13 protein-coding genes are annotated in these 13,080 nt (G+C 43.7%); 7 read left to right on the forward strand and 6 right to left on the reverse strand.

The window, feature by feature from the left end:
• Positions 1-51 precede the first annotated feature (51 nt).
• Both AC1DP6_RS02485 and carB read right to left on the reverse strand, forming a co-directional pair.
• Entirely contained in the window at positions 52-2,151 is a 2,100-nt protein-coding gene (locus tag AC1DP6_RS02485; protein ID WP_477053425.1) for a ComEC/Rec2 family competence protein, read from the reverse strand.
• A gap of 470 nt (positions 2,152-2,621) precedes the next feature.
• Positions 2,622-5,438 (reverse strand): carbamoyl-phosphate synthase large subunit, encoded by a 2,817-nt coding sequence (carB, locus tag AC1DP6_RS02490; RefSeq protein WP_477053426.1) that lies wholly within the window; start codon positions 5,436-5,438, stop codon positions 2,622-2,624.
• A gap of 318 nt (positions 5,439-5,756) precedes the next feature.
• Between carB and AC1DP6_RS02495 the strand changes: the two genes are divergently transcribed.
• The 5 genes from AC1DP6_RS02495 (at position 5,757) to AC1DP6_RS02515 (ending at position 8,447) form a co-directional block, all read left to right on the forward strand.
• Complete coding sequence (locus AC1DP6_RS02495; RefSeq protein ID WP_477053427.1) at positions 5,757-6,014, forward strand: type II toxin-antitoxin system HicA family toxin; 258 nt, start codon at positions 5,757-5,759, stop codon at positions 6,012-6,014.
• Positions 6,011-6,355, forward strand: a complete 345-nt coding sequence (locus AC1DP6_RS02500; RefSeq protein ID WP_477053428.1) for a type II toxin-antitoxin system HicB family antitoxin — start codon at positions 6,011-6,013, stop codon at positions 6,353-6,355. The genes AC1DP6_RS02495 and AC1DP6_RS02500 overlap by 4 nt, the downstream gene beginning before the upstream one ends.
• Positions 6,356-6,573: 218 nt before the next feature.
• Positions 6,574-6,810: a hypothetical protein gene (locus AC1DP6_RS02505; RefSeq protein ID WP_441577673.1), complete on the forward strand. Its 237-nt coding sequence runs from the start codon at positions 6,574-6,576 to the stop codon at positions 6,808-6,810.
• A 51-nt stretch (positions 6,811-6,861) separates the two neighbouring features.
• A complete protein-coding gene (locus tag AC1DP6_RS02510; protein WP_477053429.1) occupies positions 6,862-7,788 on the forward strand; it encodes an MbnB/TglH/ChrH family RiPP precursor modification enzyme in 927 nt (308 codons plus the stop codon).
• 5 nt (positions 7,789-7,793) lie between these two features.
• Positions 7,794-8,447: a hypothetical protein gene (locus AC1DP6_RS02515; RefSeq protein WP_477053430.1), complete on the forward strand. Its 654-nt coding sequence runs from the start codon at positions 7,794-7,796 to the stop codon at positions 8,445-8,447.
• A gap of 3 nt (positions 8,448-8,450) precedes the next feature.
• On the opposite strand, the gene AC1DP6_RS02520 is transcribed toward AC1DP6_RS02515, so the two are convergent.
• Both AC1DP6_RS02520 and AC1DP6_RS02525 read right to left on the reverse strand, forming a co-directional pair.
• Positions 8,451-9,605 (reverse strand): MFS transporter, encoded by a 1,155-nt coding sequence (locus AC1DP6_RS02520; RefSeq protein ID WP_477053431.1) that lies wholly within the window; start codon positions 9,603-9,605, stop codon positions 8,451-8,453.
• A 27-nt stretch (positions 9,606-9,632) separates the two neighbouring features.
• Complete coding sequence (locus tag AC1DP6_RS02525; protein ID WP_477053432.1) at positions 9,633-10,379, reverse strand: DeoR/GlpR family DNA-binding transcription regulator; 747 nt, start codon at positions 10,377-10,379, stop codon at positions 9,633-9,635.
• Between the two features lie 83 nt (positions 10,380-10,462).
• Here AC1DP6_RS02525 and AC1DP6_RS02530 point away from each other — a divergent pair, with 83 nt between their 5' ends.
• Positions 10,463-10,999, forward strand: a complete 537-nt coding sequence (locus AC1DP6_RS02530) for a 5' nucleotidase, NT5C type (RefSeq protein WP_477053433.1) — start codon at positions 10,463-10,465, stop codon at positions 10,997-10,999.
• A 10-nt stretch (positions 11,000-11,009) separates the two neighbouring features.
• Here the strand turns inward: AC1DP6_RS02530 and AC1DP6_RS02535 are convergent, their stop codons facing one another.
• Positions 11,010-11,540, reverse strand: coding sequence for a helix-turn-helix domain-containing protein (locus tag AC1DP6_RS02535; RefSeq protein ID WP_477053434.1), 531 nt, complete (start codon positions 11,538-11,540; stop codon positions 11,010-11,012).
• A gap of 174 nt (positions 11,541-11,714) precedes the next feature.
• On the reverse strand, positions 11,715-12,314 hold the full coding sequence (locus AC1DP6_RS02540; protein ID WP_477053435.1) for a helix-turn-helix domain-containing protein: 600 nt from the start codon (positions 12,312-12,314) through the stop codon (positions 11,715-11,717).
• A gap of 468 nt (positions 12,315-12,782) precedes the next feature.
• On the opposite strand from AC1DP6_RS02540, the gene AC1DP6_RS02545 reads away from it, so the two are divergent.
• Positions 12,783-13,058 (forward strand): hypothetical protein, encoded by a 276-nt coding sequence (locus AC1DP6_RS02545; protein WP_477023685.1) that lies wholly within the window; start codon positions 12,783-12,785, stop codon positions 13,056-13,058.
• Positions 13,059-13,080: the final 22 nt, after the last annotated feature.

The raw sequence follows: 13,080 nt of genomic DNA on the forward strand, positions 1-13,080 counted from the left end.
GTAATGGGTCCGTCTCTTTGAGACGTGACCCATTTTTTGCATTCGCATCTATCATCTGAAGTTATAAATAAAAGCCCCCTGCTCTGCAATGCTGTAGTACTTCTGCCCTGAGGTATCACAAACATTTTTCCATTTCTCTACTTTGTACATACTGTTAGATGCTGCAAAAATGAGCGTATCATATTCATAAAGACTACTCAATTGCCTGATATCAACCCGGGGATTATGTGTTAATAAAATATAGTTTGTTTTAAATTTTTTCTCCGGGAGATGCATAGACAATGTGCTGTCTATAATCAATAACCGTTTGCCCTGGAAGCTGATACAGTGGCCATACTGCTGAAAGTTGTCAGGGTCACCGGCATGCGCCCGCATATCATTTCTGGCACTCAGGAGTTGTTGTGCCATGGGCAGTTGCCAAACACTATCATCGCCGGTGAATTGTACCTGGTTACCTTTTATACAGTCGATGGCCGTATAGGCTGGCACGTTATAAATAATCATTTTACACTGCGTATTACAGAGGGTGACCCAGTATGCACGGGAAGCCAGATATCCCCATACACTCAAGATAGCCAGCCAGGCGCCTCCACGCCACCGGGTCAGCCACCACCCTGCCAGTCCGGCTATGAACAAATACAGGAATCCGGTTTGCAGCAATGAACAATGAATGTTGGTGATCAGGGCATAAGGCAATTCGCCCAGCCATTTTACGCAACTATTCATACCCCGGATCAGAAACTTCAGTGCGTACCCTGCCCATACTGCCGGCACCCGGAAGGGATCCAGGAAAAGTAGGATGACTTCTCCATAAATAATAACCGTAGATAACGGCACCGCTACCAGATTGGCCAGCAGGAAGTAATTGGGGAACTGATGAAAATAAAATAAACTCACCGGTGTAGTCATCAGTTGGGCAGCGAGCGACAGGGCCACCATTTGCCAGATCAGGTCTGCCCATTTTCTTTTCATCTCCCAAAGCTGATAAAGTGGTGGATAAAAAAGCAGGATACTCAGTACTGCCAGGTAGGAGAGCTGAAAACCTGCATCTATGGCCAGGTAGGGATTAAAGCATAATAATACGGATGCAGATGCTGCCAGTGTATTGTAAATACTGCTATAGCGTTCCAGTACAAAACGACCAATCGTAATACCGGTAAACATTACCGCAGAACGAAGCACAGAAGCAGAAGCACCAGTGAGAAACGCAAATCCCCACAGCACACCCAGTATGATAACTGTTTTCACAATGTTGGACCATTTATGTGCGGGCAGCCATTTCAGGCRCCACAGCAATGTGCCGTACAGCAGCGCGAGGTGCATGCCTGAAATCGCAATCACATGTACGATGCCGGTGTTGCTATAGGTTTGCACCACTGCTTTATCCAGGTCCAGGCGATAACCGATTAACAGGGCTTCGGCCATGCCGGCCTCCTGCCCTGTTCCGATATATTGCCGGAGGTTATCCAGACAATAATCCCTGGCTTTTAGTAATAGCCTGTTCACCGGGTTGCCGCGGTTGTGTGGTAGTTTGTAAAAGTCGGTGGTACGCAGGTAAAGCTGTTGATAGAGTTGCTGGGTCATACAATACTGCTGATAATCGAATCCTCCGGGGTTCCCGTTATTTTTAATCATTTCAGGGCGTTTCCCGGCAATCACCTCATCACCGTACCTTAAGCAAGGCAAAGTGCTATCTTTGGCAAAATAGAGCAGCAAATAGCCTTTTACCGGCATCCATTTACCATGATCATAGATGGCAATAACTTTAGCAGTTGTTTTAAAGGTGCGGGCCTTTTCCTCTAAGGGTTCATTGATCCGAAGTAAAAGCAGGGAAGAATCAGTAACAGTATGCCCAAAGAAGCCTTGCTGATGGCGGATGTCTGCCTTGTATAATAACAGGCCGCCACAACTGCCTAACAACATGCAGATCAGGATACCTGGTATCCAGGCCATCGCAAAGCGCCATTGCAGCGGCAAAAAACGAAACAGCAAAATACCGGTGATACTGATGCCCGCCAATAGCCACAGGCAGATGGGTAACATGGAAAGAAAAAGCTGTAAACTTATTCCTGCAAGCAGTGGTAGGAGAATGCGCAAAAAAGGCACACGCTTCCAAACCATGACAACAAACATGGTAGATTCAAAATGCATGTGGGGTTAACTTTTATCAGAAAACAAACATCGCATTTAATCCCCCGAAAAGTGTTTTAAGAATGTTAAAACAATCGATAGTATTTTTATATGATATCTTGAAAACTTTCTCTTTACAGTTAAAAATGAAGGGTAACTAGCGAATATTAACGACTATTTAATACATTATTAATGAATATATTAAATATTATAGATGTCTGCATCTGTTATTGATTAGTTAACATCTCTTTTAAATATAATATTATTTGTAAACTGCATTACCGGTCACGCTATTTGAATTGTATCAAGATTCAATAGTCGTGTCTTTAATGGTTATTTTGAGGGAAAAGAAGGAGCCTGATTTTTATCAGGCTCTGTTATTTTATAGCTGTTAGCTTTTAGCCATCAGTAGTTAGTTACAAAACGCAAAAGCCATCGAAGCGACGATAGTACGCTCCGATGGCTTTTTGCTAAAAGCTAACTGCTAAAAGCTATTTGCTCAGATACATGCTCTTTTCTTTGAACAACTGTCTGAAGTAAGGATCGCGCAGATCTTTAATAAAGCGGATCGCCTCACCAGTTGATTTCATTTCAGGTCCGAGCTCTTTATTCACGCCTGGGAACTTATTGAAAGAGAACACCGGCTCCTTGATAGCAAAGCCTGTGAGTTTCTTTTCAATGGTAAAATCTTTCAGCTTATTGGCGCCGATCATCACTTTGGTAGCGATGTTCAGATAAGGCACCTGGTAAGCTTTGGCGATAAACGGTGTAGTACGGGAGGCACGTGGATTAGCTTCAATCACAGCCACTTTACCATCTTTAATGGCAAACTGAATGTTGATCAGGCCTTTGATATTCAGCGCGCGTGCAATCTTTTCCGCGTAGTATTCCATGGTGGTTACTTCGATCGGCGACAGGTTGAAAGCTGGCAGCAACGCATGGCTATCGCCACTGTGAATACCAGCCGGTTCAATATGTTCCATCACACCCATTACATGAAACTCATCACCATCAAAAATACCATCTATTTCCGCCTCCTGGCAACGATCCAGGAAGTGATCAATCAATATTTTGTTACCAGGTAAATGTCTCAGCAAACTCAGTACAGATTCTTCCAGCTCCTCTTCGTTGATCACTATCCTCATACGCTGACCACCTAATACATAGGAAGGACGCACCAGTACAGGATAACCAACTTCTTTCGCCACATCAATCGCATCATCTGTGTTGTAAGCCGTACCATACTTAGGATAAGGGATACCCAGTTCTTTCAGCATGTCGGAGAAACGACCACGATCTTCTGCAATGTCCATGTTATCGAAAGAAGTACCAATGATCTTTACTCCTTTCTCTTCCAGGCGTTTTGCGAGTTTCAGTGCGGTTTGGCCACCCAGCTGAACAATCACTCCTTCTGGTTTTTCCAGCTCAATGATTTCCCACAGGTTTTCCCAGAACACCGGCTCGAAGTACAGCTTATCAGCCATATCAAAGTCGGTGGAAACAGTTTCAGGGTTACAGTTTACCATGATTGCTTCATAGCCACAATCCTGGATCGCCTGCAAGCCGTGTGTACAACAGTAGTCGAACTCAATACCCTGACCAATCCTGTTAGGACCAGAACCGAGTACGATGATCTTTTTCTTCTCCGTTCTGATACTTTCGTTTTCGGTATCGAAGGTAGAATAGAAGTAAGGTGTTTTAGCTTCAAACTCTGCGCTACAGGTATCTACCATCTTGAACGTGCGGCGGATGCCCAGTTCTTTACGTTTAGCATATACTTCATCTTCGTCGCAATCAGCGAAGAGGATAGACAGCTGTGCATCGGAGAAGCCCATTTTCTTGGCATCTTTCAGCATTTCCAGCGGAACGCTCTGCAGATCGTGTTCCAGTAATTGTTTCTCCAGGTTTACGATATCCTGTATCTGGTGAAGGAACCAACGATCGATATAAGTCAACTGGTGAATATGTTTTACGGATACTCCTGCCATCAAAGCATCTTTGATACGGAATATACGATCCCAGGTAGGACGCTTTAATTTTTCTACCAGTTGTTCGCTCTTCATGAGTGATTTACCGTAGTAGCCCAAACCGAGTGCATCGTTTTCGAGGCTCTGGCAGGCTTTCTGCAGCGCTTCAGGGAAAGTCCGGCCAATAGCCATTACCTCTCCTACTGATTTCATTTGCAGTCCCAGGGTGTCATCAGCTCCTTTGAATTTATCGAAGTTCCAGCGTGGCATTTTTACGATCACGTAATCCAGCGCAGGTTCGAAGAAGGCGGAAGTTGTTTTGGTGATCTGGTTTTCCAGTTCATCCAATGTATAACCTATGGCCAGTTTAGCGGCAATTTTAGCGATCGGGTAACCGGTAGCTTTGGAAGCGAGTGCAGAAGAACGGCTTACACGCGGATTGATTTCAATCGCGATCAGCTCTTCGTTTTCCGGATTCAGGGAAAACTGTACGTTACAACCACCAGCGAAGTTGCCGAGGTCACGCATCATCATCATGGCTTTGTTACGCATGTCCTGGAAAGCGGTATCGCTCAGGGTCATGGCAGGCGCCACGGTGATAGAATCCCCGGTGTGAATACCCATTGGATCCAGGTTTTCTACGGTACAGATGATAACAACGTTATCATTTTTATCACGCAACAGTTCCAGTTCGTATTCTTTCCATCCGAGTACAGCTTTTTCTACCAGTACTTCGTGAATGGGAGAAGCTTTCAAACCACGGTCCAGGGCTTCGTCCAGGTCGTCTTTGCTGTGTACAAATCCACCACCTGTACCACCCAGGGTAAAGGAAGGACGGATTACCAGCGGGAATCCTATTTCCTGTGCAAACTCTTTTCCTTCGAGGTAGGAGTTAGCTGTTCTGGCAGGAGCAACCGGTATACCCAGTTGGATCAYCCACTGACGGAACTGTTCACGGTCTTCCGCTTTGTCGATGGCTTTGATGTCTACACCAATCAGGCGAACATTGTACTTTTCCCAAATTCCCAGTTCGTCTACTTCCTTACAAAGGTTCAGCGCAGTTTGGCCGCCCATAGTGGGTAATACGGCATCTATCTGGTTTTCTTCCAGAATCTGCTCAATGCTTTCCACGGTCAGCGGCAGCAAATAAACCTTATCGGCCATCATAGGATCCGTCATGATGGTGGCCGGGTTGGAATTAATCAAAATCACTTTAATTCCTTCTTCCCGCAGCGAACGTGCTGCCTGGGAACCGGAATAGTCAAATTCGCAAGCCTGACCAATAATAATGGGTCCAGAACCGATAATGAGTACAGATTTGATAGATGAGTCTTTTGGCATTTGTGTAATCTATTGAAAATGAAAAACCAAATTGATTTTCCTGCCGTATGAGGGAACAAAAAAATCGTGCAAAGTTACGGGATTTGAAATTTATAAAGCGAAATTAATTTTGTTTGGGGGGAAGTTTTTTTGTGGAGCGGGTTGAATACACTTAGTTTTATATAAAATATTTATGCTATTTATTGAAGTGTCCACCCAAACATTGTAACCTTATAAGGACATCCTAACGTGAAATACGCTTATGATTATTTGTAACTAAAATTTAGTTGCAAATAATGAAAGTCTTAACTAAATTGCAAGTAAATATCCATTGCCCCCATGTCTAAAAAAGAAAAACTAATAGCCAGGCTATTAACCAGACCCGTTGACTTTACTTATGCTGAATTAATAAAATTAATGGCAGCTTTCGGGTTTGAAGAAGAAACATCAGGCAAAACATCAGGATCAAGGGTGGCATTCATAAATAGCGCAACGAAACAAATTCTCAGGTTACACAAACCTCACGCAGGTAACATTCTAAAGGGTTACCAGTTAGCACAACTAATAAATGAATTAAAAAATTTCAAACTACTATGAAGAAAAAAGGCATGCTACAATACCAGGGCTTTCTGGGCAGTGTTCATTTCAGCGCAGAAGACGATGTATTCTTTGGTAAGATTGAAGAAATAGATGATCTGATCAGCTTCGAGGCCAGCACAGTAAAAGACTTACACAAATCCTTTGAAGAAGCTGTTGACGATTATGTGGAACTTTGCAAAAAAGCCGGTAAAGAACCCTTAAAGCCCGCAAAAGGTTCTTTCAACATCAGGATATCACCGGAGCTACACCGAAAGGCAATACATACTTCCAAACAAATGCATTTAAACCTGAATCAGTTTGTACAGCAGGCAATAGAACAGGCCGTAGCCGCTTATTGATGAGCATGGTGGTCAGCAGGTACTTCTGCTGACCACCCCATTTTCCGTATAAATACTTATCTAGTTCTCGCTATATTCCCCTAACTTTATTATCCGCAGAAAAACACTGCGTGTACAACCCCAAAAAGACTGGCACTAAAACTACAACAGCCCTGCGTGCAGGGAGTATTTCCAATCTGTTTTCCACAAGCATTTTACACCCCAAAAATCAAAACATCATGCGTACAGCTGAAGTTCATTACGGTGACAATGGTCATGTAGATCTCGCCGTTCCCAAAGGCACCAAACTGGAAGAAATCACCAAATTACAATCTATGGTGATCAAACAAATTAATCCCCGTGGCTGCCAGGCATGCTTATCCGGCGTTCACTTCAATATCCGGGAAAAACTGGAAGAAGTGATTAAAGTAGACCTGGATAAAATGGCTGTCATCAAAAATGTCGCCCAGCATTAATTCTGTAATACCGTCCCGGCACCACCGGGACGGTTGTTAAACATTCTCACCATGTCACAAGTCATATCATCAGCCAGGGTGGGGCATCTTTATCAGCAAACTATTCCTCAACTGGGCGTAGGCCTGCTGTATAACCCTTCCCTTGAATTATACCTGGAAGCCTGTCCGGATAGCTGCGACTACGTGGAAGTTATCCCGGATATGTTTTGGACAGACCGAGGAAATGGCCAGCAGGAAAGATTTGAAGAGATTGAATCCTGGATGAAAGTGCTGGATAAAATTGCTGCCCGATACCCTTTAACTTCTCACAACATCTCCTACTCCCTCGGCAGTGCAGGTATCTTCGATAAAACCTATCTGCAAAAAATGAAAGAATGGCATACCCGCTATGCCTTCAAATGGCACAGTGATCACCTGTCTTTTGTAAAGGTGCATAACGAACAACAGGAAGAACATAATGCAGGACTGGCCGTACCCGTACCATACGATTATGAAGTACTGGACATGATAGGTGGTCGCATCAATGCTATTAAACGCATTATCTCCACACCTTTCCTGGTAGAGAACAATGTTTATTTTATTGATCTTCCGGATCAGGAACTCAGTGAAACATCTTTTCTCAATGAGCTATCGCACGACACCTCCTGTGGATTGCTGCTGGATATACACAACGTATATACGAACGCGGTGAATCATCACTTTGATCCGAAAGAATTCATTGCACAGCTGGATCTGGATAAAGTCATTGAAATTCATATTGCAGGCGGAAATGAGCTTGGCGGCATGTATACCGATTCGCACGCCGGACCTTGTCCACAGGCGGTATGGGAGTTGCTCGATTATACATTACCGTTAGTGCCTAATTTGTGCGGCATCACTTTCGAGTTTCATGAATCTTATTTTCACCTGTTGCAGTTCGATGGCATTACGCGTGAACTAAACAGGGCGAAAGCAGCCTGGAACCTTTATCATACCTGAAACATATGTCACTCTTATCATTTCAGAAAGCATTAACAGACCTGATTGCCTCCCCGCAATTATGCCTGCAGATGCGTACTGACCCAACTGTTATACTGTCGCGGTATGAGCTGACCGCCCGCGAAAAAGCGCGCCTGCAAACGGTGGTACACCAACCCGGCATGTCCGTTAGTTGTACCCTGTATCGTGTAAACAGGATTACGCCTATTTATACGATGCTTCCCTATACCTGCTTTTTATTGGGCCATACCTTAGTACCGCTGGCAGAGGAGTTCTGGAGCATCAGTAACAAATCTGATCTGCAATTTAAGCGGGAGATCACCATATTTGGTGAATTCTTACTACAGAAAATTGAAAATGGTTCCCTTGAAAATCCTTATCTGCGGGAGATTGTAGCCATGGAACTGGCAATTAATGAATTGAATTTTTTACCGAGAGAAGCATTGTTGGATACACCCGTTAATGAACTGGCCTTGCATCCGCTTATACGGCTGGTATCATTTGATCATCCGCCGGAAGCCTTACTCACTGCGCTCGCAGGCATGCAACAGCCGGAGCTGAGTGATAGTAAAGGACACTATTGGCTGATGATAGATCATCGCGAAGAGGAAATTTCTTTCAGCACACTGCCCCATAAAAACGAAGCAGTGGCTGTTTGATCGTTATACTTTTATTCTGGAAGACATTACCGCAATAGCTGCTCCCATTACTGCAATCATGGAGAAGGCAATACCCAGACTGGTCGCCTGCGCCACAAATCCGATTAATGGAGGTCCGCACAGGAAGCCTAAAAATCCGATGGTAGATACCGTGGCAATGGCCATGCCCGGAGGTACAGTCTTTGATTTTCCAGCGGCGCTGTACACCAATGGCACCACAGCGGATACGCCGGCTCCTACCAGCATGAAACCAAATGCAGCAGAAAGAAAATAAGGAAAAATAACGGCCACGAGTAAACCGGATGCTGTCAGGAAACCACTGCCCAGCAACATCTTTTTAACCCCAAATTTTGTGGTCAGGTAATCTGCTACAAAACGCCCTGCAGCCATGGTGCTCATAAATGTTACGAGACCGAAACCGGAAAGACGATCACTCAAACCAATTACCCGTCTGAAATATATCACGCTCCAGTCGAACATCGTCCCTTCACAGATCATAGAACACAAGGCAATAATGCCCAGCACCAACAACAGGTTATCCGGCCTTGCAAATAAGACAGGAGCATTATTTTCATTGGGTACGCGTGTTATCAGCCGGTTCATGGTCAACAGGATGATAGTCCAGGAGACCACCGCAACAATCAGAAAATGATACACCGGCGCCAGGTGCAATCCCGACATCCAGCCACCAAAAGAGGCGCCTGTAAATCCGGCTACACTCCACAATCCATGGAAGGATGCCATAATAGACCGGCTGTAGATGGCTTCTACACCAACGGCCTGTGTGTTTACCGCTACGTTGGCCATGTTACCACAAAACCCAAAGAGCACCAGGAATATGCTCAATTCCCAGGAAGTAGTGGCCAGTCCTAATGTTGGCAACACTGCGGCGTAAGCCACTGCCGCAACGAGCAGTACCTGCCGGCTGCCATATTTGGATATCAGCACACCAGAAACGGGAAGAGAAATAACGGAACCCACAGGCAGCGCCAGCAATAGACTACCTAGCCCGGCATCGTTCAGCCGAAGGCTTTGCTGAATGTCCGAAATACGCGACGCCCAGCTCGCAAAACATAAACCTGTAAGAAAAAATAAGGCACTTACCGCAATGCGGATGGCTCTCTTATTAATCATCACCATCGATAGATCCTGTAACATCTTCGGTTAAGATAAAAATTAAACTGATTAAATTACCTGAATACCCAGGTTTATATATGGTTTCAGTGAAGGCAGGTCGGGATTATCTGTGATGATGGTATCCAGTCCTGTAATATCACATACTTTAAAAGGCTCTGCGGTGCCCATTTTATCGCTGGTGGCCAGTGCGATTGTTTTGTTGGCTGATCCCACCATCGCGCTTTTCACATCTGCTTCTCCCAGATCAAGTCCGGTAACACCCGCATCCGGATGCAGGCTGCAGATCCCAAGGAAACAAATGTCTGCACGTAATTTCTCCAGCATACGAATAGTATCCATCCCTCCAGCTGTTTGGGAATCCTTACCGATCAATCCACCGGTGAAGATCACTTCAATAACAGGATGTTCTATCAGTTGTGCCACAATGGGTACACTGTTGGTGATGACCCTGATATGCAGATTAGCGGGAAATAACTTGGCCAGCATGAGTGTGGAAGTACCGCCATCGAGGATAATGGTTTGCCCGTTATGCAGATAGGTCAGTGCTTTGCTGGCGATATGCTTCTTATCGTCTTCATGGTATTGAATACGTTCCTTGAAAGAATAAGGATTGGGGGAATGTGGGATGGCCCCTCCCCTTACTTTGATCAGCTGCCCGTTTAGCGCCAGCGATTCAAGGTCCCTCCGAACGGTGTCTTCAGATACCTGTAAGTCCGTGCTAAGCTCTGTTTGCAGCACTTTATGATCCGTTTGCAGCTTTTTCAGGATATAGTCCAGCCTTTCTTCTTTCAACATGCTCATGCTATTTTATGCAATATTATGAAAGATTATGCAATAATTTGCAGAATATCGCATAACTTTGCAACAAACAGCAAAATATGGCAAGAATAGCAATCGACATGGACAATGTAATGGCAGACCTCACACAACATCTGCTGGACGTATATGCGAAAGAATATGGTGAAGTAGTGGATCCGGAGCGTTTAAATAATGTACCGGAAGGCAGTGCATTCCCGGAAGGGGTAGCTCACAAATTATTAAGTGCTCCCGGATTTTTCAGGAATATACCGGTAATGGCAGGCAGCCAGGAAGTGGTAAAAGCTTTGGCGGAAAAACATGAAGTATTCATTGTATCTGCCGCCATGGAGTTCCCTTTTTCACTGGCAGAAAAGCTGGCATGGCTGAACGAACATTTTCCTTTTATCAGCTGGCGCAATATCGTATTCTGCGGCTCCAAAACCATTGTAGAAGCAGATTACATGATTGATGACCACGACAAAAACCTGAGTTACTTTAAAGGCACTCCCATACTGTTTACAGCACCGCACAACTTACCCCTGACTGATTACAAAAGAGTGAACAGCTGGGAAGAAGTAGCGGAATATTTTGCAGTAAGTTCAGTGGAAGCGATATAAGGCGACCGGCTTACCTGGCATTCATCTTTTTCTCCAGGGTATTCACCTTGCGAACGTACTGCTGTACTTCCATACATTTATCCAGGTAAGCCTGCTCCCAGTTAATTTGTGGTTTCCCGGCCTGCGGATCAGTAAAGTATGCCGGCGCTATCAGCAATCCGGTATACAATTGCTGTAGCTGGGCTTCGCTGAAACAGGTACAATCGAACCAGTCATACATTTCATTTACGGGCAACTGCAACTGATCTGCCAGTTGTTTTACTTTTATTTTATGTTGGGCGAGATATAAAAGCAGTAGTTCTCCCTGGTGCAACGAATTTTCATCCAGTGAATTCCAATGATAAAAATCCGTGAAGGTAATAGGTACCGCATCCAGCAATACTTCCAGCTTTTCTCTTTTAATCACTGCCTGAGAAAAATAACGATATAATCCCTGTGGAGTAAGTCCTGCTTTTTTAGCATAATGCAGGATAACTATTTCTTTCTGTCTTAAAATACGCCTTAACCTGGCGCCTGCATGGATATAATATGGAACTGACATGTATATTACTCCTGTTTTGGTGAAGAATTGGGGAAATCTTAAGTATACAAATGTAATATTTTTCAGTTCCTATAAAAATATTAATTCTCAAAAAAGGGCTTCATCTGTTACATTTTAAAAAAGAGCCGGGCTAAGCTATCAACAAATATCATTATAATACATTGCTCCCCATTTTTAATCGAGTTGTTTGCGGCAGGCACTCAGTTCTTTCTTTGTTTGAACGAGTTCATCTCTCAGGGCAGCATGGCTTTTCAACAGTTGGTTATACTCTTCCAGCTGTTTGTAATACTTCTCTCTTAATAACATCATTTCTTCGCTATCAGTACTCCTTGATTCCTGGACTACGCCTGGATTCAGAAAGGCGTCCACACTCATATCCAGTCCTTTGGATACGCGATCCAGTTCATCCGGGGAGAAGCTCTCTTTTTCAAAAAGGTTATACATCGTGCGGCGGCTCATATCCAGCCGGCCGGCGAGTTTACTCTTATTCAGACCTTTCTCTGCGATCACATTCTGCAGCCGGTCGCCATGGTGTATATTTTTACCATTGGTCAGCTGCATAGCGCCATTCCATCTCATAAATTCGTCCGCAGAAATGCCGATAAGGGCGCAAAAACGTTCCATAGTGGCCCTTTTCATATCACTTTTACGCAAGTGATAGTGTGCGATCTGGTTTGTAAAACCAGCCATAGCTGCGAAATCCACTATCTTAATTTTCTTCTGCTTCAAGATCTGTTTCAACCGTTGTCCCATGTGTATCAGGCTCGACTGCATCCTTTACATTTTAAATTATGATGCTACATACAGGACTGACCTGTCGTATTACCGTATAATTTAACAATTAATATTTCATTCTGTAAATAAAAATATCAATTTAACGAAAAAAATATGAGTCTGTAAACAGCCCTGGCTGATAATTACTTCGTCTAACTGTAAAGGATATACGCAGAAAAATAATGATAAATATTTCTCAATTTGAACACGCAAAAACGATACTGATAATCCTATTCAAATGCACTTCAATTATTGTGTAAAACAATAGAAATAAAATTCGCCGAAATACTTTACCATAGTGGGTTACATGATTTATTATTTTTTTTAAAGAAAGTAAAATTTTATAATTATAAATTGCATGATTATAAATATATTTGCTTACACTAAATGATACTTTTTACACATGTTTCAATTTGACACAATTGCATTTGTTAACCATATCCAATCATACAGAAAACAATACCCACTATGACTAAAGAACCACTAAATGTTCTCCTTGACATCCACACGCAACTCTCCGGGTTACCAGTTCGTTTCAGGGAAAGAGTATGTGAAGAATGTAACTGGAGTACCCCTACTTTCTATCGCAAAATGCGCGGAAGAGATAAGCCCAATCCAAACGAGAAAGGAAAAGTAATTCCTGCACTCAGTAATGCGGAAAAACAAAAAATCATTGAAATCATGGAAGAAGTATATGCCGCAGGCGATGAATACCTGGAGAAATACAAGAAAACTTCCAAATAACCACTGTTATATTTCATCCCCT

It is taken from the genome of Chitinophaga sp. 01L420 (genome assembly GCF_056399985.1).